At 66.2% G+C, this 21,898-nt stretch carries 16 protein-coding genes; 6 read left to right on the top strand and 10 right to left on the bottom strand.

The window, feature by feature from the left end; translation table 11 throughout:
- The first annotated feature begins 21 nt into the window (after window positions 1-21).
- From ABIB66_RS07970 to ABIB66_RS07945, 6 genes are all read left to right on the top strand, one after another.
- A complete protein-coding gene (locus ABIB66_RS07970) occupies window positions 22-693 on the top strand; it encodes a phosphoribosylanthranilate isomerase (protein WP_354205673.1) in 672 nt (223 codons plus the stop codon).
- Window positions 690-1,907: a tryptophan synthase subunit beta gene (trpB, locus tag ABIB66_RS07965; RefSeq protein ID WP_275168842.1), complete on the top strand. Its 1,218-nt coding sequence runs from the start codon at window positions 690-692 to the stop codon at window positions 1,905-1,907. The genes ABIB66_RS07970 and trpB overlap by 4 nt, the downstream gene beginning before the upstream one ends.
- Window positions 1,904-2,740 (top strand): tryptophan synthase subunit alpha, encoded by an 837-nt coding sequence (gene trpA, locus ABIB66_RS07960; RefSeq protein WP_354205675.1) that lies wholly within the window; start codon window positions 1,904-1,906, stop codon window positions 2,738-2,740. The genes trpB and trpA overlap by 4 nt, the downstream gene beginning before the upstream one ends.
- 137 nt (window positions 2,741-2,877) lie before the next feature.
- A complete protein-coding gene (gene accD, locus ABIB66_RS07955; protein ID WP_354205677.1) occupies window positions 2,878-3,819 on the top strand; it encodes an acetyl-CoA carboxylase, carboxyltransferase subunit beta in 942 nt (313 codons plus the stop codon).
- Window positions 3,816-5,159 carry a bifunctional folylpolyglutamate synthase/dihydrofolate synthase gene (locus tag ABIB66_RS07950; RefSeq protein ID WP_354205679.1) on the top strand — a complete coding sequence of 448 codons (1,344 nt, stop codon included), beginning with the start codon at window positions 3,816-3,818 and terminating at the stop codon, window positions 5,157-5,159. Before accD ends, ABIB66_RS07950 begins: the two co-directional genes overlap by 4 nt.
- A 102-nt stretch (window positions 5,160-5,261) precedes the next feature.
- Window positions 5,262-6,002, top strand: a complete 741-nt coding sequence (locus ABIB66_RS07945) for a metallophosphoesterase family protein (RefSeq protein WP_354205681.1) — start codon at window positions 5,262-5,264, stop codon at window positions 6,000-6,002.
- A gap of 101 nt (window positions 6,003-6,103) precedes the next feature.
- Here ABIB66_RS07945 and ABIB66_RS07940 read toward each other — a convergent pair whose 3' ends face one another.
- The 10 genes from ABIB66_RS07940 to coaBC all read right to left on the bottom strand — a co-directional run bounded on the left by ABIB66_RS07940 (window position 6,104) and on the right by coaBC (window position 21,898).
- On the bottom strand, window positions 6,104-7,123 hold the full coding sequence (locus ABIB66_RS07940) for an ATP-dependent DNA ligase (protein ID WP_473320922.1): 1,020 nt from the start codon (window positions 7,121-7,123) through the stop codon (window positions 6,104-6,106).
- A 139-nt stretch (window positions 7,124-7,262) separates the two neighbouring features.
- On the bottom strand, window positions 7,263-7,583 hold the full coding sequence (trxA, locus tag ABIB66_RS07935; RefSeq protein ID WP_007598398.1) for a thioredoxin: 321 nt from the start codon (window positions 7,581-7,583) through the stop codon (window positions 7,263-7,265).
- Window positions 7,584-7,646: 63 nt separating this feature from the next.
- The gene (gene addA / locus ABIB66_RS07930; protein WP_354254664.1) at window positions 7,647-11,156 is read right to left on the bottom strand and encodes a double-strand break repair helicase AddA; all 3,510 of its coding nucleotides are present in this window, start codon (window positions 11,154-11,156) and stop codon (window positions 7,647-7,649) included.
- Entirely contained in the window at window positions 11,150-14,296 is a 3,147-nt protein-coding gene (gene addB, locus ABIB66_RS07925) for a double-strand break repair protein AddB (protein WP_354205687.1), read from the bottom strand. The genes addA and addB overlap by 7 nt, the downstream gene beginning before the upstream one ends.
- A gap of 179 nt (window positions 14,297-14,475) precedes the next feature.
- Complete coding sequence (locus ABIB66_RS07920; RefSeq protein WP_354064355.1) at window positions 14,476-15,198, bottom strand: nucleotidyltransferase family protein; 723 nt, start codon at window positions 15,196-15,198, stop codon at window positions 14,476-14,478.
- Window positions 15,199-15,322: 124 nt separating this feature from the next.
- Window positions 15,323-15,640, bottom strand: coding sequence for a PilZ domain-containing protein (locus ABIB66_RS07915; RefSeq protein ID WP_354205690.1), 318 nt, complete (start codon window positions 15,638-15,640; stop codon window positions 15,323-15,325).
- 115 nt (window positions 15,641-15,755) lie between these two features.
- Complete coding sequence (gene tsaE / locus ABIB66_RS07910) at window positions 15,756-17,288, bottom strand: tRNA (adenosine(37)-N6)-threonylcarbamoyltransferase complex ATPase subunit type 1 TsaE (RefSeq protein WP_354064359.1); 1,533 nt, start codon at window positions 17,286-17,288, stop codon at window positions 15,756-15,758.
- On the bottom strand, window positions 17,285-19,789 hold the full coding sequence (locus tag ABIB66_RS07905) for a sensor histidine kinase (RefSeq protein WP_275168821.1): 2,505 nt from the start codon (window positions 19,787-19,789) through the stop codon (window positions 17,285-17,287). The genes tsaE and ABIB66_RS07905 overlap by 4 nt, the downstream gene beginning before the upstream one ends.
- A gap of 190 nt (window positions 19,790-19,979) precedes the next feature.
- The gene (dut, locus tag ABIB66_RS07900) at window positions 19,980-20,438 is read right to left on the bottom strand and encodes a dUTP diphosphatase (protein ID WP_354205693.1); all 459 of its coding nucleotides are present in this window, start codon (window positions 20,436-20,438) and stop codon (window positions 19,980-19,982) included.
- Window positions 20,435-21,898 (bottom strand): bifunctional phosphopantothenoylcysteine decarboxylase/phosphopantothenate--cysteine ligase CoaBC, encoded by a 1,464-nt coding sequence (gene coaBC / locus ABIB66_RS07895; RefSeq protein ID WP_354205695.1) that lies wholly within the window; start codon window positions 21,896-21,898, stop codon window positions 20,435-20,437. Before coaBC ends, dut begins: the two co-directional genes overlap by 4 nt.

Genomic DNA, 21,898 nt, shown 5'->3' with positions numbered 1-21,898 from the left:
GAGCCCATATCCCGCGAGAACATGTCCCTGCTCGTCAAAATCTGCGGCCTGTCCACGCCCGAGACGCTCGAAACGGCGCTCGATGCGGGTGCCGACATGGTGGGCTTCGTGTTCTTCCCGCCGTCGCCGCGGCATTTGTCGCTGGAAGCCGGCCGGGAGCTCGGCCGTCAGGTGAAGCGGCGCGCGCTCAAGGTCGCGCTCACCGTCGACGCCGACGATGCCATGCTCGACAACATCATGGACGCGCTGTCGCCGGATATCTTCCAGCTTCACGGCACGGAGAGCGTGGCGCGGGTGCGCGACATCAGGCAGCGGTTCGGTCGCCCCGTGATGAAGGTCGTGCCGGTCGCAACGTCAGCCGATCTCGCCGTGCTGCCCGGTTACGCAGAGGTTGCCGAACGCATTCTGTTCGACGCACGCGCACCGAAGGACGCGACCCGGCCCGGCGGCCTCGGTGCACCGTTCGATTGGCATCTGCTCGGAAACCTCGAGCTCGCGCTGCCGTATATGGTCTCGGGCGGCCTCAGCGCCGACAACGTCGCCGAAGCCGTTCGCGTCACCCGAGCCGGTGGTGTCGACGTCTCCTCCGGTGTCGAGAGCGCCCCGGGCGTGAAGGACCCCGAGATGATCAAGGCCTTCATTCGCGCCGCGCGCGCAAGCCAAGATGCAAGTCAAGAGTTGAGCGTCCGATGAATGTTGTAAAACCCAATTCCTATCGCAGCGGCCCCGACGAGCGCGGCCATTTCGGCATTTTCGGCGGACGCTTCGTTGCCGAAACCCTGATGCCGCTGATCCTCGATCTGGAGAAAGCCTACACCGAGGCCAAGGCCGACCCGGCCTTCCAGGCCGAGATGAACGGCTATCTCAAGAATTATGTCGGCCGGCCCTCGCCGCTCTATTTCGCTGAGCGTCTGACCGAGCATCTCGGCGGCGCGAAAATCTATCTCAAGCGTGAAGAGCTCAACCATACCGGCTCGCACAAGGTGAACAACGTGCTCGGCCAGATCATGCTGGCGCGGCGCATGGGCAAGAAGCGCATCATCGCCGAGACCGGCGCCGGCCAGCACGGTGTCGCCACCGCGACGCTCTGCGCGCGCTTCGGCCTCGAATGCATCGTCTACATGGGCGCCGTCGACGTCGAGCGGCAGCAGCCTAACGTCATCCGCATGGAGATGCTGGGCGCGACGGTGGTGCCGGTGCAGTCGGGCACGCGCACGCTGAAGGACGCCATGAACGAGGCGCTGCGTGACTGGGTCACCAACGTGCACAACACCTTCTACTGCATCGGCACGGTCGCGGGTCCGCATCCCTATCCGACGCTGGTGCGCGACTTCCAGTCGATCATCGGCAACGAGACCAAGGTGCAGATGCAGGAGATCGAAGGGCGCCTGCCGGATTCGCTGGTCGCCTGCATCGGCGGGGGCTCCAACGCGATGGGCCTGTTTCATCCGTTCCTCGACGATTCCACCGTCGAGATCTTCGGCGTCGAAGCTGCGGGCCACGGACTGACGCAACTGCATGCGGCATCGATCGCCGGCGGCCGGCCGGGCGTGCTGCACGGCAACCGCACCTATCTCCTGATGGACGCGGACGGCCAGATCCAGGACGCGCATTCGATCTCCGCCGGCCTCGACTATCCCGGCATCGGCCCCGAGCACTCCTGGCTGCACGAGATCGGCCGCGTGAACTATCTCTCCGCGACCGACGACGAGGCGCTCGCAGCGTTCCAGTTGCTGTCAAAGCTGGAAGGCATCATCCCCGCGCTCGAGCCGGCACATGCCATCGCCAAGGTGATGGAGCTCGCGCCGAAGCGGACGAAAGATCACCTGATGGTCGTCAACCTCTCCGGCCGCGGCGACAAGGACGTCCCGCAGGTCGGCGACATCCTGAGGGGCAAGAGCAAGTGACCACGCGTATCGACACCCGTTTCGCCGAGCTGAAGAAGGCCGGCCGCGCAGCCTTCGTCACCTTCGTGATGGCCGGCGATCCCGATCCGGCGACCTCGCTCGAGATCATCAAGGCGCTGCCGAAGGCGGGTGCCGACGTGATCGAGCTCGGCATGCCCTTCACCGACCCGATGGCCGACGGTCCGTCGATCCAGGCGGCAGGCCTGCGCGCGCTCAAGGCCGGCATGACGCTGAAGAAGACGCTCGATCTCGTGCGCGGCTTCCGCAAGGACGACAACGCCACGCCGATCGTGCTGATGGGCTATTACAACCCGATCTACATCTATGGCGTCGACAAATTTCTGGTCGATGCGAAAGCCGCCGGCATCGACGGCCTCATCATCGTCGACCTGCCGCCGGAAGAGGACGACGAGCTCTGCCTGCCCGCAATGAAGGCGGGCCTCAATTTCATCCGCCTGGCGACGCCGACCACCGACGACAAGCGCTTGCCGGCCGTGCTCGCCAACACCTCGGGCTTTGTCTACTACGTCGCGATTACCGGCATCACCGGCGCGGCGGCCGCGGATGCCTCCGCCGTCGGCGAGGCGGTTATCCGCATCAAGCGGCACACCAAGCTGCCGGTCTGCGTCGGCTTCGGCATCCGCACGCCGGAGAATGCCCGCGCGATTGCCTCGCATGCCAATGGCGCCGTGGTCGGCACCGCCCTGGTCGATGCCCTCAAGAACAGCCTCGATGCGGACGGGCGCGCCACCGACAAGACCGTCAACGCCGTCGCTGAGCTGACGGCGGCACTGGCCCAGGGCGTCAAAGGCGCGCAACAGGCGGCGGAATAGGCCTTAATTCCGCTGCCAAGTCCGACGAGCAAGTCCGACGAGCAAGGCGGACGATACGGCGGCTTGCCGGGCCGGGTCCCGGCCGCCATATATCCCTTCAGGCGGTCCCCAGGCGGGATCGCACATCGGAGCAAACCATGAACTGGCTTACCAATGTGGTCCGGCCGAAGATCCGCAACATGCTGCGGCGGGAGACGCCGGAGAATCTTTGGATCAAGTGCCCGGATTCCGGACAGCTCGTGTTCTACAAGGACGTCGAGGCCAACCAGTTCGTCATCCCCGGTTCGAACTACCATATGCGCATGAACGCGGTGGCGCGTCTGAAGTCGATTTTCGACAACGAGACCTGGTACGACGTCGCGCTGCCTGACGTCACGCCCGATCCGCTCAAGTTCCGTGACGAGAAGAAGTACGTCGATCGCATCAAGGATGCCCGCGCGCGAACTAACCTCAACGACGCGATCAAGGTCGGCTACGGCAAGCTCGAAGGCGCCGCCGTCGTCGTCGCCGTGCAGGATTTCGACTTCATGGGCGGCTCGCTCGGCATGGCCGCGGGCGAAGCCATCGTGCGCGGACTGGAACTCGCGCTCGAGAAAAAGTCGCCGTTCATCGTGTTTGCCGCCTCAGGTGGCGCGCGCATGCAGGAAGGCATCCTGTCGCTGATGCAGATGCCGCGCACCACGGTCGCGGTGCAGATGCTGCGTGAAGCAAAACAGCCCTACATCGTCGTGCTGACCAACCCGACCACCGGCGGCGTCACCGCGTCTTATGCGATGCTCGGCGACGTGCAGATCGCCGAACCCGGTGCGCTGATCGGTTTTGCCGGCGCGCGTGTGATCGAGCAGACCATTCGCGAAAAACTCCCCGAGGGCTTTCAGCGCGCCGAATACCTCAAGGAGCACGGCATGGTCGACATGGTCGTGCATCGCCACGAATTGCGCCCGACCCTGGCGCGGCTCTGCCGCCTGTTGACCAGGGCGCCGGCGCTGGAGAGCGCGTCGAAACCGGTGCAGCCGGTCGTGAGCCCGGCGCAGATCGTATCGGCTCCCGAAACGGCGCCGGCCGCGCCGCACGCGTGAACGCTTCCTCTGACCGCGCCATGCCGTCGCTTGACGAATTGATCGGGCGGCTGTCGGCCCTGCATCAGAAACGCATCGATCTCGGGTTGGAGCGGATGCACCGCCTGCTCGAGCGGCTCGGTCACCCCGAGCGCAAGCTGCCGCCGGTGATCCACATCGCCGGCACCAACGGCAAGGGCTCGACGCTCGCTTATCTGCGCGCGACGCTGGAAGCCGCCGGCCTGCGCGTCCACGCCTACACCTCGCCCTATCTCGTTCGCATCAACGAATGTTTCCGGCTCGGCCGGGTCGCTGGCGGCGTGCTGGTCGGTGACGACGAATTGCGCGCTGCTCTGGAAGAGGTCGAGCGTGTCAATGCCGGCGAGGCCGCCACCGTGTTCGAGCTCAAGACCGCGGCTGCATTTCATCTGTTCGCGCAGAATCCGGCCGATGTGGTTCTGCTGGAGGTCGGCCTTGGTGGCCGGCTCGATTCAACCAACGTGGTCGATGCACCGGTGGCCTGCGTGATCACGCCTGTCAGCATGGACCACATGGACTTTCTCGGCGATACGCTGACGTCCATCGCCGGTGAGAAGGCCGCGATTATCAAGCGTGGCGTGCCCGTGGTTTGCGCCGAGCAATCGGCTGAGGCGATGGCCGTGATCGAGGCGCAGGCCAAGCGCATGCGCGCGCCGTTGTTTGCCGCGGGCGAGAGCTGGCATGTCAATGTCGAGAACGGGCGGCTGGTTTATTCCGATGAGCGCGGCTTGATGGATCTCACGGCGCCGCGCCTGTTCGGCCGCCACCAGTTCGACAATGCCGGCCTCGCGATCGCGACGCTGCGGGCCACCAGCGCCTTCAAGATCAACCAGGCGGCGTTCGAGGCCGGGATCGTCGGTGCGGAATGGCCGGCACGGATGCAGCGCATCGCTTCGGGCGAGCTGCTCGGTCTCGGCCCGCAAGGATCGGAGATCTGGCTCGACGGCGGCCACAATGCGGAAGGCGGCCGCGTCGCGGCGGCCGCGCTCGGCGATCTTGAAGAGCGGGTGTCGCGGCCGCTGGTCGTGATCGCGGGCATGATGGCCAACAAGGACGCGCAAGGTTTTCTCGCCAATTTCGCCGGTCTGACCCGTCACATCATCGCGGTGCCGATTCCCGACACCGACAACGCGATGCCGGTCGACCGCCTCACGGATGCCGCCCGCAGCCTCGGCATGCGCGTCGAGCCCGCGCCCGGCATCGAGGCCGCACTGCGCGCCTTGGCGAAGCTCGCCTACGAAGTGCCGCCGCGCATCCTGATCACCGGCTCGCTCTATCTCGCCGGCCACGTGCTCGCCATCAACGGCACGCCTCCTGCATAGAGGTTGGGTAGCCCGGATGGAGCGAAGCGCAATCCGGGACTGTACCGCAAGTGACGAAGGCCCCGGATTACGCTTCGCTCCGTCCGGGCTACAGGAAGACCCATGCGTTTTGCAGCGATTGCCGACGTCCACGGAAATTACCTCGCGCTGGAAGCTGTGCTCGCCGACATCCGCGCGCAAGGCGTGGCCGACATCGTCAATCTCGGCGACATGCTGAGCGGTCCGCTCGATGCGCGCCGCACCATCGAGATCCTGATGAAGCTCGATGCAGTGCACGTGCTCGGCAATCACGACCGCTATCTGCTCGACCGTCCGCCGGAGAAGATGGGCTCGTGGGATCGCCCGGCCCATGCAGCGCTCAATGCCGCGCAACTCGACTGGCTGCGCGCGCAGCCGATGACGCGCGTGTTTCGCGAGCAGGTTTTCATGTGTCATGCGACGCCCGACAATGACGAAGTCTACTGGCTGGATACCGTGCATCCCGACGGCGCGGTGGCGCTGTCGCCGCTCGATCGCATCGAGCAATTTGCGCAAGGCATCGCGCAATCGCTGATCCTGTGCGCCCACACCCATCTCGCCCGTGCCGTGCGGCTTCGCGACGGAAGGTTGATCGTCAATCCCGGCAGCGTCGGCGGCCCGGGCTTCCGCGACAAGCATCCATTCCCGCATGTCGTCGAGGCCGGCACGCCGCACGCGCGCTATGCGATTCTCGAGCTGACCGATGATGCATGGCAGGTCACGTTCCGCCATGTCGTCTACGATCACGAGGCGATGGCCGCGCTCGCTCGCCGCAATGGCCAGCCGGAGTTGGCAAACGCGCTGGCGACGGGATGGATTGCCTAGCGCCGTCGCCTCGTAGCCTGGATGGAGCGAAGCGCAATCCAGGAATCGTACCACAAATGACGACGGCCCCGGATTACGCTGCGCTCCATCCGGGCTACCGGCTACAGCTGTTTCAGCAGCTTCATCGGATCGGCCACCTTCTGCTTCAGCTGCTCGAAGCTGCATTGCCGCGGGGCCTTGTCGGGGCGCCAGCGCAGGATCGAGGTGCCGTGGCGAAAGCGCTCGCCGCTGAAATGGTCGTAGCAGACCTCGATCACCAACTTCGGCTTGAGCGGACACCATTTTGCCGACCGCTCGGTGGACCAGCGGCTCGGCCCGCCCGGCGCGTTGCCGGTGAAGCCGGGCTCGCCGATCAGCGCCTCCAGCCGATCGGTCAGGTCAGGCTTTTCCGTCGCCTTGATTGCCGAGGTAAAACCGACGTGGTGCAGGAGACCTTCGTCATCATAGAGTCCGAGCAGCAGCGAGCCGACCACGCTCCGGCCGGCGATCTTGTTGGTGGCATAGCGGAAGCCGCCGACCACGCAATCGGCGCTGCGGAATTTCTTGATCTTCTGCATGCCGTCGCGATTTCCCGCCTGGTAGGGCAGGTCGATACGTTTGGCGATGACGCCGTCCGAGCCGCCGCCGGATTGCGCCAGCCATTTTTTCGCAATGGCATAGCTCGTCGTCACCGGTGAGAGGCGGAAGAGGCTGCCTTTCAGATTGGCTTTGGCAAACGCTTCCAGCGCCGGTCGCCGCTCACTCAGCGGCTGCTCGGCAAGTTGTTTCTCCCTGGCCGTCGCAAGCAGATCGAAGGCGAGATAGAGCGCCGGCGTTTCCTCCGAGAGCTTCTTCACGCGGCTCGCCGCCGGATGAATACGTTGCAGCAGCGCGTCGAAGGAAAACCCCTTGCCGTGCGGCACGACGATCTCGCCGTCGAGCGTGAAGCGATCCGCCTTCAGCTTCAGCGCTGCGGCGACGATCTCGGGGAAATAACGCGCGAGGTCCTCGCCGGATTTCGAGCGCAGATCAATGCTGCCGCCGTTGCGCGACAGCAGACACCGGAAGCCATCCCATTTCGGCTCGTATTGCCACTCCTTGCCGCGCGGGATCTCGTCGACCGAGCGCGCCTCCATCGCCACGAGGGGAGCCGACTTTCGCGCGCGTTTTGCGGGAGGGGGAGGCAACAGGCGGGACTCGTCATACGCTGGACATGTCCCATCAACGCAAACGGCCGGCTTTCGCCGGCCGTTTCCAAAAAATATTCTTGTGCGAGACGGATCAGACCGCGGAGGTGATCCACTGCTGCAGCTTCGCCTTCGGCGCCGCGCCGACCTGGCGGGAGGCCATCTCGCCGCCCTTGAAGATCATCAGGGTCGGGATCGACATCACGCCGTATTTCGATGCGGTCTTCGGGCTCTCGTCGACATTGAGCTTCACGATCTTGACCTTGTCGCCCATCGCGCCGGCGATCTCGTCGAGCGCGGGTGCGATCATGCGACAGGGGCCGCACCATTCGGCCCAGAAATCGACGACTACGGGGCCGTTTGCCTTGAGCACTTCGGCTTCGAAATCGGTGTCAGAAACCTTACCAACGGCCATGGGAGTACCTCGTACCTGAGAGAAGGGCGCGACGGGAATCGCGCCCGAGATCATGGCGTCAACCTATGAATGGCTCCTTGCCGGGTCAAGGACGCTCACACCGAGATGAAGAGATGCCAGCGCCGCGTCCAGCGCGGGAGCCGAAATCTCCATATATTCAAGGGCCTCGGTCCAGAGCAGGACGGCGCGGACCGGCTTTTGGGGATAAAGCCTCGATAGCACCGCCCGGTAGAGCGCCAGCTGCCGGACATAGGCGACGGGCGCCGCATCGGCGCTCCCGGGAGCCGCCTGATTGGTCTTGAAATCGACGATCAGGACCTCATCCGGCCGGACGACCAGCCGGTCGATCTGGCCGGATACCAGCGCCGGGGCGCGGCCCGGCCGCTCCAGCCTGCCGACGATCGCGACCTCCGCCCGGCTGCCGGCGGCAAACACGGGGGCAAACCGTGGTTCGGCGATCAAGGCGAGCACCTTGTCGGCCAGCGCGGCGCGGTCAGCCTCCGCCCAGTCCGCGGCATTGCGCGCCATGAAGCCGAGTGCCGCCTCGCGCCGGCGCTCGGTGGCGATGTCGGGGAGCGATTGCAGCAGCCGGTGTACCAGCGTGCCGCGTTGCAGCGCGAGCGCGCGGGACTGCACTGATTCGCCCGACAGCACCGCGCGGCCTTCCCCGGACGACTGGCCGGAGGGGCGCACCGGATCGTCGTCGATGGTCTCGCGCGGTACCGGCGTCCGCAGCCAGACCGGGAGCGCGGTGGTCTGGTCCAAAGAGGCCGCGGGCGGGCCCAGCGCCACGACATCCTCCGGTCGGGAGAAGCGCGTCACCTTTCCCAGCGGCGTCTCGATTGTCTCTTTCGCCAGGCCCGAGCCGGCGAGCCCAGTGTCGACCAGATCGTACCAGCTCAGCTTGCGGACCGTCTTCATGTTGCCGGGCATGCAGCCGCCGACGATGAGCCGGTCGGCGGCGCGCGTCATCGCGACGTAGAGCAGGCGGCGATATTCGTCCTCGGTCTCCTCAAGCATCGCCTTGCGCGCGTCGGCGACGGGTTTTGGGTCATCCGCCTTGCGTCCGGCCCAGACCACCACCTCGCCGCCATTGCCGCGCGGGACGTGGATCAGCCGCAACCGCCGCGAATCCGCAGGCGACGATGTGGTGTCGACCATGAACACGACCGAGGCCTCCAGGCCCTTGGCGCCGTGCACGGTCATGACCCGCACCTCGTCGCGCGAGATCTCCATGTCACGCTTGACCTCGGTATCGGCCGAGCGCAGCCAGGCCATGAAACCCTGCAGCGAGGCCGGCGCCTTGCGCTCGTAATTCAGCGCCAGCTCCAGGAACTCATCGAGCGCGTCGTTGGCCTCATGACCGAGCCGGCGCAGCATGCGTGCGCGTCCGCCGTCGCCTCCGAGCAGCCAGGCGTAAAAGGCGAACGGCGTCTCCTCGCGCGCTCGGGTTTCGCAGGCTTCGAGGCGTCGCAACGCAGCAGTGAATATCTCGCTTCTCGGGGCATGCTCGCCAAGCGCGCGGCGCAGCGATCCCCTGCGATCCCAGGCCAACTGGAACAGATCGTCGTCATCGAGCCCGAACAGCGGGCTCTTCAGCGCCACGGCGAGCGCGAGATCGTCCTGCGGCAGCAGCAGCGCATCGGCGAGGTTCATCAGGTCGATGATTCCGATGTGCTCGGTGAGCTTGAGCCGATCGGCGCCGGCGACCGGAACGTTGGCGTGCTTCAGGGCCTGGATCACCGCGTCGAACGCATTGCCGCGCCGGCGCACCAGGATCAGCATGTCGCCATAGCGCAGCGGACGCCGCTCGCCTTCGTGCCCGGTCAGCGTGCCGCTCTCGACCAGCCGCTTGATCTCGGTCTGGATCCGGCGCGCGAGCTTCACCTCGGGGCTGGTGGCGGCGACGCCGTCGAACGGCGCGCGCCAGCCCTCGATCTCCTGCCTGTCGTCGGCTTCCGCAAGGTCCCACAGCTCGATCACGCCGGGGCCTGCATCGCCGAGTGCATTGTGCAGGGGATGACCGGTCTCGACCGAATGGATGCTCTTGTAGATCGCGGGCTCGCGGAAGACGTGGTCGACCGAATGCAGGATCGCAGCGCCGGAGCGGAAGGAATAGGTGAAGGCGACCGGATCGAATTTCAGTCCGGCCGCCGTGAACTTGCGGTGCAGTTCGCGCCGGCGCGCGTCGAATTCTCGGGGCTGAGCCCCCTGGAACGAGAAAATCGACTGCTTCTCGTCGCCGACGGCGAAGACGGTGCGGTTCAGTCCCTCGCGCGCGCCTTCGCCGGCGGTGAACTCCGAGATGATGTGCGCGACGATGTCCCATTGCCGCGGACTGGTGTCCTGGGCTTCGTCGATCAGCACGTGATCGACGCCGCGGTCGAGCTTGTAATGCACCCAGCCGGAGGAAACGCGGTCGAGCATCGCCAGGGTCTTGTCGATGAGATCGTCATAGTCAAGCAGGCCGCGCTCCTGCTTCTCGCGGCGGTAGTTTGCGGCAGCCGCGGTCGCGATATGCAGCAGGGCCGCGGTGCGGTCGCGCATGGTCACAGCGCGGCGCGTCTCGACCAATCCGCTGACGCGCTGCGCCTCGTTCTCGAACAGGCGGGCGACGGACGGGTTGTGATCGCAGAACTTCTTGGTCAGCACCGCCTTCCGCGGCAGCTTTTCGTCGGTGAGGAAGACGCTGAGATAGGCATCGACCTGCGCGGAGCCGGAAAAGACCTTTGCCTCGCGAAGCCGGCAGGCCTGGTCGTTGTCGGACTTGCTGCCGTCCTCCAGCGCAAAAGCGATGTCGTCCCAGCGCGATCGCGGCAGGAACGGACCGTCGACAATCTCGGTCTCGACGTCCTCGATGCGGTCGCTGGCGTCAACGCCCAGCGCGGCCGCCATCTGCGCGGCAGCCAGCTCCGCGCTGCCGGCTTCATCGGTCCAGGCCATGAAATGATCACGGCTCAGGCAGGCCTCGCGCACCACCTCCTTGAAGGTGACATCGGCGGCGCTCGCCATCGCAGTCAGCAGCGCGCGACCGGTCACGCTGTCGGGGTCGCGGGCGGCCTCCAGCAGCACCTTCAGATTGGCGCGTTCCATCATGTCGGTCTGGTCGCGCTCGTCGATCACGGCAAAGCGCGCGGGGACATTGGCCTCGAACGGAAACTGCTGGAGGAGGCGGGTGCAGAGTGCGTGGATGGTCTGCACCTTCAAGCCGCCCGGTGTCTCCAGCGCGCAGGCGAACAGCTTTCGCGCGTCACGGCGCAATTTTGCAGTGGGGTGTGGGATGCCGACCGCGCGGATCGCTGCATCGAGCCCGGTATCATCGAGCGTTACCCAATGCCCGAGCGTGGTGAACACGCGCTCGGCCATGTTGGCGGCAGCCGCCTTGGTGAAGGTGATGCAGAGGATCTTCTCCGGCGGCACGCCCGCGAGCAGCAGCCGGATCACCCGCTGCACCAGCACATGCGTCTTGCCCGAGCCGGCATTGGCCGACACGAAAGCCGACGCGGTCGGGTCCGATGCGCGCGCCTGTCGCGCGCGCACTTCATCCGGGATGGGGCGCGGTGCCTTCACCATTCCTCGATACCCAATCCACCGGCCGCGGACCATTCCTTGATCCGGGCGAGATCGTCATAGGCGCCGTAGCGGTTGGTCCACATCGGCAGGTTCAGCGAGGTGTAGGGCTGGTTCTCGTCCTCAAAGGCGCGAATCAGCGCCTCCAGCTTGGCCCGTGCTTCGGCGGCGGCCGTATCAGGCGGCTGCGGCTCGTCGCCCTGCTTGAACTTGAGTTCGAGAACGCGTTCTTCGCCCGGCGGATTGTTGCCGCTCAGGCGAACATAGACGAGCTGGCTCACGGACGCGCCGGCGTCGATGTCGGGAAAACCGCCCTCGCGCAGGATCGCGGCCTCCAGCGTGAGCTGCGGCGAAAGGCCCATGCGGACCTGCTTGCCGGTCGGTGGCTGGCCGGTCTTGTAGTCGAGGATGGCGTAGCCGCCGCCCCGGCGCCGCTCGATGCGGTCGGCGCGGGCGGAAAGACGGAAGCTGCGCCCATGGTCGAGCGAGATCGAGATCTCGCCGCGGGTTTCCGCGGCGATCGCCTCGATCGCGCCGCGCCGCGCCGTCTCCCATTCGCCGAACCAGCGCGCGATGCGCTGGAAGCGCGGCCACCACAGCGCCCGCGCCTCGGGTCGCTCCATCAGCGGCGCAAAGTGTTTTTCGCCGATCGCGCGCAGCACGCGCGCGGGATCATCGGGCAGATTCGTGGCGTAGCGTTCCGTGAACTCCCCGAGCGCATCATGGATCGCCGAGCCGCGGTCGGCGGCCGACAGCGGCATGTCGACGGGATCGAGCGCGTCGAGCCGCAAAATGTGTTTTGCGTAGATCGTATAGGGATCGCGCAGCCAGTCCTCGATCCCAGTCACAGACATCCTGAGCGGCCTGGTCGCGCGTGGCGGTCGCGGCTCGGGCTGCTTGATGGGCCTCACCTGGTCGGGCTGGTCAAGCGCGGCTGCAAACTGCACGTATTTTTCCCCCGCGCGAATGGCGGCCTTCCAGTGCGCATCGCCCGCGACCGCCTCCAACCGGTGCAGGAAGCGCGAGGCGACCGCCGGCGCACCGCCAGCCTTGGCGGAGTGGGTGAGGATGACCTCCTCGCCGCCGAGCAATTGCGCAAAATCATGCGCGGAGAGGCCGATACGGCGTTCCGGCAGATCGAGGCCGAGCTGGTGCCGCATCGGTCGGCTCAGCCACGGATCGATGCGCGGCGCGGGCGGCCAGACGCCCTCGATCAACCCGCCGACGATGATGCGGTCGGCCTGCATCAGGCGTGATTCCAGCGGGCCGTAGATATGGAGCCGCGCGCCCGGCCTGTCCCGCCGCCGCACCGCGCGATCGCTGAATGCGGTCTGGAACACGTCCGCGTAGTCGGGCAGCGTGACCATCAATCCGCTGGTGGTGCCGCCGCGCAGGAGATCGTCGAAGGCGCTCGCGAGCGCGAGGCCTTCGCGCTCCTCGAACGCCAGGGGGATACCCTGCTCGTCGCGCGACAGCTCGATCATGATCTCGCGATGCCGATGCGCGAGTTCGGCGAAGTCAAACGGTTTTGATGACGCAAGACTCTCGATCGGCGCCAAGGCTTGTCGTAGGCCATCGATCAGCGCCTGAATGCGATCGAGGTCTTCCGCCTTGAGACGTGCGCGCGGCTCGGCCTTGTGTAGCGCGGAGACCTCGCTGCGCCACAGCTTTGCCAGGTCCTCGCGAAAGCGATTGAATTCGCGCAACAGCCCGGCGATGGCCGCAGGCGGGCGCGTGCCGCGCAACAAAGCGAGCTCCAGGCTTTCGATCGCCGCCTTCCATGCGCCAGGCGCCCGGCCGAGCCGGCACAGCGGGTGCTTCAGCATTGCGAGCAGCGTCGGCGGCTCCAATCCCCTGGTCGCAGCCTCCGCTGTCAGTCGCGCAAAGACGCCGGCGGACGTTTCCATCAGGACGTCGCCGCCGGAATCGTCGAAAGCGAGATCCCACCGTGTCAGCGCAGCCATCACCCGCCGCGCCAGCGCGCGATCGGGCGTGACCAGCGCCGCGGATTTGTCGAGGTGCCGCGCCTCGCGCATCGCGATTGCGATGGCGAGCGCTTCCATCTCGGGGTTGGGAGCTTCGACAATCGCGAGGTTCTTCATGCCGCCGGTGATCTTGGCGGCCACATCCGGCTGCTTCAGCCGGTCGTGCCAGATCTCGGTCTTGGCCGAGGGCCGCATCGATTCCGACGCCAGCAGATCGCGACCGCCTTCTGCCGGTGGCTGGAGACTATCGACGTCGCTGCGCTTGATGCCAAAGCGATCCAGCAGCGCGTGCATGGCATATTGCGGATGGTTCGAGACCGGGTGCTCCGCGAACTTGCCGAGCGAGTCGCGGACGCCGCCGATGCTGCGCCATGCATCGTCGTCGAGATCGGTGTCGAGGCCGGGCAGCACCACGGCGCCATGCGGCAGCGAGGCGACTGCGTGCAGAAATCTTGCCGTGGCCGGCATCGAGCCGGTCGAACCGGCCGCGATTACGGGGCCATGGCGATGCGCGGTCAGCCGCTTGGCTTCGGCATCGATCAGGAGGTCGCGGCGGGCAGCGGGCTCGATGCGTTTGATTTCGGCGAGATGACCGGGCCAGGCGATGCGCGCGATGCGCAGGAATTCAAGCGAGTGCTGCCAGTACCGGTCGAGCATATCAGGCACCAGGCCATCGAGCGCGCTCCAGTCGACGCCGCGCGTGACCATGTCGTCGATCAGGCGCGCGAGATCGGACGCCAGTGCCAGCGTCGAAGCGGGGCCGCCGACGACCAGCGGCGACAGCACCGGACCCTTGGCCCAGGCCGCGACGAGCTGCGCCAGTGTCAGCCGCCGTTCGAGCTCGCCGAGCCGCGGCGGAATGTCGAGCGGCGTTGCGCCGGAAAACTGTTCGCCCTCATCGGCGAAAGCGAGCTCATCCTCGTCGATGTCGCCGAGCGCGACGATGCGCGGCAGCACGACCGCATCCGCCTTCATCTCGTCGAGGAAGATCTCGCGGACGACGCGCATGGCGCGCCGTGTCGGCAGGTACAGCGTGGCATCGGCAAGCCGTGCCGGCTCCTTGCGCGCGTCAAAGCCCTCGACCAGCCGGCCGTCGAGCAAGCTTGAGACGACGGTGCGCAGGAGCGGAACTGAGATAGGAACGCTGAAAACGCGCATGAGCTGCCTGATTCGGGAATCAGGCGCCAATATAGGGAGGCGGACTCAAATGGATATGGGGCGGAGGGGGATAGTCCCCGCTCTCCCGCTGTCATTCCGGGGCAGTGCGCAGCACCGAGCCCGGAACCTCGAGATTCCGGGTTCGCGCTTACGCGCGCCCCGGAATGACGAGGCAACTCTTAAGCCACGCTCTCCAGAAACGCCTCTTCGGCCGCGTGGACGGCATCAGGCGTGCCGACATGCATCCAGACGCCGTCGAGGCGAAGGCCGAACAGCCGCTCCTGCTCGTTGGCACGGTCGAACATCTTGGTCAGCGAGAACTCGCCAGTCGGGGCATCGGCGAAGATCGACGGCGACAGAATCGCGGCGCCCGCATAGACGAACGGAACGACCTCTTTTTCCTTGCGCTTGCGCAGGGCGCCGTCGGCCAGCATGCCGTAATCGCCGCGGCCGCTATAGCCAATGCTGGTCGCCGTCGGCGCCATCAGGAGCAAGATGTCCATGCGCTCAGGGTCGAAGTTTTCGGCGAGCCGCGTCAGGTTCGAGCGCACGCCGTCGATCCACAGCGTGTCGGAATTGACGTGAAAGAACGGTGCGTCCCCGAGCAGCGGCAGTGCCTTGACCACGCCGCCGCCGGTGCCGAGCACCTGGTCGCGCTCGTCCGAGATGGTCACGCGCGGATGCTGGCGAGATGCGGTGTGATCGATGATCTGGTCCGGCAGGTAGTGCACGTTGACCACCGCCTCGCTCACGCCGGCCTGGGCAAGCTTGTCGAGCACGTGGTCGAGCAGCGGCTGGCCGGCCACCGGAACCATCGGTTTCGGCATCTTGTCCGTCAGCGGACGCATACGCAGGCCGAATCCTGCGGCGAGCACCATGGCTTTGGTCGGTTTGACGGGCATCCTTCGCTTTCTCAGACCCACTGATTTCGCGTTCGCAGCAATCCTAACACGAGGCTCAACTGACCGCACCGCGTCTTAACCGCCTTAACCACCTGCCGTGACGCTTGTACGACGGGTGTTGCCGTTACGCCCCGATGGATGTGGAACGCGCCTTTTTCTTCTTGTCGCCGAGCTTGAGAAAGTTGACGCCGATCTGGTCGCCATTGACCCAGGAAAGCTCGCAGCGCCGATACGCAAGTCCGGTGGACGACAGCAGCAGAAAAAATTCCTTCAGGTGCAGACCTTCGACCGAGCCGTCTATGGTCAGCTTGGCGCCGCTCTCGGAGACGTCCTCCATGGTGCAGTCGCGCCGCCAGGTACCGTCGATACCCATCATCTGGGCCGCGATCCCGCGCTCGAAAACAACCCGGCTGTTGCCGCGCTCGTCCGTCTTCACCGCCATCTGCCCTGCTCCAGCCCCGTAATCATCCGGCTGCCTCGCCGCCAGATTACCGGCGCCTTGGCTAACAGCCGGTAAATCGGGTTCCAAATCAGCCTTTTCAGCCTCTTTTGGCCGTTCAGCCTTGGGCCGGCCTTTGGGGCGGCGGGACGTTGGCGAGATACCAGTCGCGCAGATGGGCGAGCGCGGGATGCGCCAGGGAGCGCTGGAGATAGGTCCAGATCCGCGGCTGGTGACGCAGATAATGCGGCTTGCCGTCGCGGCGGTTGAGGCGGGCGAAGGTGCCGAGCAGACGCGTGTTCCGCTGCGCCGACATGATGGCGTAGAGCTCGGCGAAGCCGGCCGCGTCGAAGCTCGCGTCGCTCGTGCGGCGCGCCTTGATGTAGCGCGACAGCAGCGTCAGTTCGATCGCCTCAGGCACGTCGATGCGGGCGTCCTGGAGCAGCGACACCACGTCATAGGATTGCGGCCCCAGCACGGTGTCCTGGAAATCGATCACGCCGACGCGTTCAATGCCGGTGCGATTCCCGAGCCAGATCAGGTTCGGTGAGTGATAATCGCGGATGATCCACGTCTTCGGTGTCGCCAGCGGCTTCTTCAACAGCTCGCGCCACATCGCGAAGAATTCGGCGCGCTTCCCGTCGCCCAGCGGCGCGTTGCGATCGGGCAGGTACCATTCCGGCATCAAGCCGATTTCAATCAGCAGCGCCTCGGTATCGAAGACGGGAATGGCGTAGGTCTGGTCCCCGAGCGGCAGCGTCTCCGGCAGCGTCTTGCCGTGCAGCACGGCCAGCAAATCGGTTGCGGCTTCGTAGCGTTCGGCGATCGGGCGCGGCGGATCGCCCTCGATCACGCCTTCGCTGCCGAAGTCTTCGCTGATCAGGAATCCGTGGTCGAGGTCGGAATGATGGATCGCGGGCGCGGAGATTCCTTGCGCGCGCAGGCCCTCGTCGATGGCAACGAACGGTTTGATGTTTTCGGCGAGATGCACCGCGGCGCTGTAGGATTTTCCGCTGTACATGGCAGCGCCATCCGGGCGCTGCGGAGAATTCATGAGGATAACGATCTCGTCGTCGCGCAGCAGCCGCGCATAGGAGCGGGTCGAGGCGTCGCCCGCCATGCGCTTGCGCGTTGCCTCCATGTAGCCGGATGCATCGAGGAATTCGCGCAGCGCCTTCAACCGCGCGACGGTGGCGGCAGCCTTGCCGTGACCGGTGATGTCGGCAGCGCGTGCATTCGAGCCCAGCGCCGGCCGGTGCGTCAGCGCGATGTCGATGCGGTCTTGAGGCATCGCCGATGGTGCGCGCTCCGGCCATTCGATCAGGACGAGGGTTGCTTCCGGCAGCGGCGACAGCCCGATCTCTTCGAGCTCGCTCTCGTCCTCGACGCGGTAGAGGTCGGCATGCATCACCGGGAATGGTGGCAGCTCGTAGCCCTGCACCAGCGTGAAGGTCGGGCTCGGTACTTCCAGTGCGTCATCGCCGGCGAGGTAGCGGATCATGGCCCGCGCCGCCGCGGTCTTGCCGGCACCGAGATCGCCGGTGAGCGTGATGACATCGCCGGGGCCGACCAGCAGCGCGAGGTCGGCCATCAGTTGCGCAGTGGCCGTCTCGTTGTGGAGCGCGACGGAAAATGTGGTTGGCGCAGTCATTCGGCGGCGTCGCGATGCGCCGCCTGGTCGGTCGGGAAGTCACAGATCACGACCGTGCCCCTGCCCACGATCGAATCCACCCGGATATTGCCGCCATGCAGCTCGACGAAGGAGCGCACCAGCGACAGGCCAAGCCCGGCGCCGCGATGACGCGAGCCCTGCGAGCGGCTTTCGAACCAGTTGAACACCTTGTCCTTCATGTCGGCAGGTATTCCAGGCCCGGAATCTGTCACAGTGAAGACCACACTGCGTTCGGTGCGGCGGGCGCTGATGCCGACGGTGGAATCCGGTGGAGAAAACCCGACGGCGTTGGCAAGGAGGTTATAGAGCACCTGCACCACGCGCTTCTCGTCGCCGGTGAAGCTGCCGACATCGGGCGCGATCTCGACCTTGAGGCGGATGCGGTCGGTGGCGAGCCGGTCCTGGAGACCCTCGGCGGCGAGCTCGATGGTCTTGCTGACGTCGACCGGGCCGAGTTCCAGCTTCATGGCGCCCGCGTCGATGGTGGCGAGATCCAGGATGTTGTTGGTCAGCGCCAGCAGCGCATTGGTCGATTTGGTGACGTAGTCGAGATACTCGGCCTGTTTCGGCGTCAGCGGCCCGGTCGAGGGATCGCTGAGGAAATGCGCGAAGCCGATGATGGTGGTGAGCGGCGAGCGCAGCTCGTAGGAGACGTGGTGGACGAAATCCACCTTCATCTGGTCGGCCGCCTCCAGCGCCTCGTTGCGCTCGCGCAGCGCGCGCTCGACGTTCTCGGTGTCGGTGATGTCCTGGAATGTCAGCATCGTGGCGCCATCGTGCAGGGGCCGGATCATGCCGTCGAGCACGCTGCCGTCCTTGCGCTCCAGCTTCAGCGGAACGTCGGCGCGGCTCTCGATCGAGGTGACGGCCTCGCGGATCTGGCGCCAGACGATCGCGTCGTCGAACAGCTGATGGCACCAGCCCTCGACCGTCTGGATGTGCGGCTCGTCGCGCATGGCGTCAGCGGACAGCTTCCACATCCGGACGAAGGCCGGGTTGAACAGCTGCGCCTTGCCGTTGCTGCCGAACACCGCGACGCCCTCGGCGAGGCTGTCCAGCGTCTCGCGCTGGACGCGGATCATGCCGTCGAAGCGGCGGGCGAGTTCGAGGCTCTCGGTGACGTCGTCGAACAGATAAGTGACGCCGCCTTCCGGGTTCGGCGTGGTGACGACGGAGAGCGCGCGTCCATCGGGCAGGTACCAGGTGTCCTTGGCGGCCTCGACCGCGCGATAGGCTTCGTGCAGCTTGGCCTTCCAGGCGCGGAAGTCCGGCTGCTCCGGCAATTTGCGTGAGGAGCGGAGCTTGTCGAGCACGCTGGAATCATCAGGGTTGGCATCGAGAAAGGTGCGGTCGAGGTCCCACAGCTGGCGGTAGGAATCATTGTAGAAGGCCAGCCGGCGCTGGCCGTCGAACACGGCAACGCCGGAGGAGAGCTGGTCGAGCGTGCGGCGATGCGCTTCCGCCATGCGCACCAGCGCCGAGCTCAAGGCATCCGCCTCGCTGGCATCGATGGCAACGCCGACATTGCCGCCGCCCACATTGACGGCGCGCACGTCATAGATGCGCCGCTCGCCGCCGATCACGATCGGCAGCCGCGAGGTGAAATTGGCGGTTTCTTTCAGTCCGCGCTCCATCGCGGTCCGGTCGGCGCTGTCGAGCAGCTCGAGCTTGCGCTCCTGGGCGTCGGTGATGCTGGCTGCCTCGGTGGCACGGACATAGGCGGGGTTGGCGTAAGCCAGCGCGCCGTTCTCGCCCTTGGCCCAGATCGGCCAGGGTGCGGCGGTCGCGAAGCCGCGCAGCATCTCCGTCTCGTCGGAGAGTGCCTTGTAACGCAGATTGGTCTCGGCCAGATCGCGGCGGAGCCCCGAGAGTTCGCGAATCCTGACGATGGCCTGGCCACCGATGGCGCGGCCGATGGCCTCCAGCGTATGGCCATGCGCGGTAGTGAGGGTCAGCTGGAACCCGTCGCCACGGTCGCGCAACGCGTCGACGGCGTGATCCATCTGGAGCGCCGGTTCCGGCGGCAACCAGGTTCCAAACGCGAGCACGCGCTGTGGAGAAGAGTCCCGCGGCAACACCAGGGAGATGTCACCGGAGATCTGCGCGCGATTGTCACCGGCGGGCCAGGAAATCAGGATCTGCGGCTCGGCGAACAGCAGTGCGCCGAAGCGGTCGGCCTGGAGCTGGAGTTCTCCGATCCGGGCGCGCAGCCGCGCCTCGTTCCTTGCCGTGCGCACGCGCGTGCGCATCAGGAGGATCGCGGCGACCACCGAGAAGCCGAGCAGGGCAAGCGCGGTGGCCAGCACCGCGAGCTCCTGCCGGTTGAAATCCAGCAACGTTGAGAGTGTGTCGACGAGGTCGGCGGCCTCAGCCGGCGCAGCCGGCAGCAGCGCCGCGAGAGCGCTTCCCAACAAGCCGTTGCGCACGAGCGATGTGCACGACAGCAGCGTCCGACGCATCGACACGATCACGCCTGACATAGTTGCCCCAAGATCGCACGAATTTGCGCGCGGCGACCCCCGTCGCGCGCGAATCAAACGACAATACCCTCACCGTGACTCCACCGGTAAGAGTCCAGATCGTGAACGCAAAGACGGTCCCAAAAAAATGCGGGGCGCGGTGTTCCAGTTCACGTAGTTCCTCGGGTGATTCGGCGGGAATTGCAGCGCGCTAGCGGCCGGTGGAGCCGAAACCGCCGGCACCGCGGTCGGTCGCGGACAGGGTAGCGACGGGAACCAGCGCGGCCTGCACCATTGGCGCGATCACCATCTGCGCGATGCGCTCGCCGCGCTTGAGCACGAAGGCAGTCTGGCCGTGATTGATCAGGATCACCTTGATCTCGCCGCGATAGTCCGCGTCGATCGTGCCCGGTGAGTTCAGCACGGTGACGCCGTGCTTGGCCGCAAGCCCTGAGCGCGGCCGCACCTGCGCCTCGTGCCCGGGCGGCAGTGCGATAGCGAGGCCCGTCGGCACCAGCGCGTATTGGCCGGGCGCCAGCGTCAGCGGCTCGTTCTCGGCCACCGCCGCCATCAGGTCGAGACCGGCGGCATCGGCTGTCTGATAGGCCGGCAGCGGCAGCCCCTCCGCATGGGGCAGGCGTTGCAGTTCGACCGTGACTTTGGTGCTCAAGATGCGGGCTCCCGGGATTTGCCGGTCACGCTCTTTGCGATATGCGCGACCAGTTCAATGGCGACCTGTTCCTTGGTCATCGCCGGCCAGGAATCAACTGCAATCTCGCCATCCTTCTCATCGTGCTTCTCACCTTTCTTGCGGCTGATGAGGTGCACGGTGTTGCGGTCCCCGCCCATCACGCCGGTTGCGGGGGAGACGTCGTTGGCGACAATCCAGTCGCAGCCCTTGCGGGCAAGCTTCGACTTGGCGTTGTCGATGAGGTGCTCGGTCTCGGCGGCAAAGCCGATCACCAGCGGCGGACGCTTGTCGGTCAGCCTGGAGATCGTCGCGAGAATGTCGGGGTTCTCGACCAGCTCGAGCGGCGGCATGCCGGCCGAGGTCTTCTTCAGCTTCTGCTCGCCTTCATTGGCGACCCGCCAGTCGGCGACGGCGGCGGCGAAGATCGCGATGTCGGCGGGAAGTGCGGCCTGCACCTGCTCAAGCATCTGCCGTGCCGATTCCACATGCTTGACAGTCACGCCCTGGGGATCGCTGAGATCGACCGGGCCGCTGACCAGGATCACCTCGGCGCCCGCGGCTTGTGCGGCGGCGGCGATCGCAAAGCCCTGCTTGCCGGAGGATCGGTTGGCGATGTAGCGCACCGGATCGATCGGCTCGTGGGTCGGACCTGCGGTGATCAGCACGCGCTTGCCGGCGAGTGGGCGCGGCACCGGCGGCCGCAGCAGGCGCTCGGCTGCGGTCGCAATTTCGATCGCCTCGGACATGCGGCCGATGCCGGCCTCGCCGGCTTCGGCCATCTCGCCAGAATTCGGCCCGATCAGCATCACGCCGTCGCGTTGAAGCTGCGCGACATTGCGCCGCGTCGCCGCGTTGTTCCACATCAGCGGATTCATGGCCGGCGCGAGCAGGACCTTGCGGTTGGTCGCGAGCAGGATGGCGCTGGCGAGATCGTCGGCATGGCCGTTGGCCATCTTGGCCATCAAATCGGCTGTCGCAGGCGCCACAATGATCAGGTCGCACTCGCGCGCCAGCCGGATATGACCGGCGTCGAACTCGCTCTGGGGATCGAACAGGTCGGTGTAGACGCGCTCATGGGAGAGCGCGCTCACGGCCAGCGGCGTGACGAATTGCTGCGCCGCCTTGGTCAACACGCAATGCACCTCGATCCGCCGCTCCTTGAGCCTTCGGATCAGGTCGAGCGATTTGTAGGCCGCGATCCCGCCACCGATGATCAGGGTGACGCTGGCTTCTGGAGCGGCGCCGCTGCGCTGGGGCGTGGGGGCGGGAGACGTCGCGGGCGGCGCCGTGAACGGCGTCAGGGGCTCCTCGCGGCCCTCGATCAGCTCCCCGAGGATGACCCGGACCTCTTCCTCGACCGACCTGCGGTTCTTGGCCGAGCGCAGCCTGAGGTAAGTTTTGATGCCTTCGTCGAGCTTGCGAATGGTCAGGCTCGCCAT

Origin of the sequence: Bradyrhizobium sp. F1.13.3 (assembly GCF_040548265.1) — a bacterium.
In the GTDB taxonomy this organism is placed as follows: Bacteria; Pseudomonadota; Alphaproteobacteria; order Rhizobiales; family Xanthobacteraceae; genus Bradyrhizobium.
Note: the sequence above shows the minus strand (reverse complement) of the source record. Positions and strands in the feature narration are given on the sequence as shown.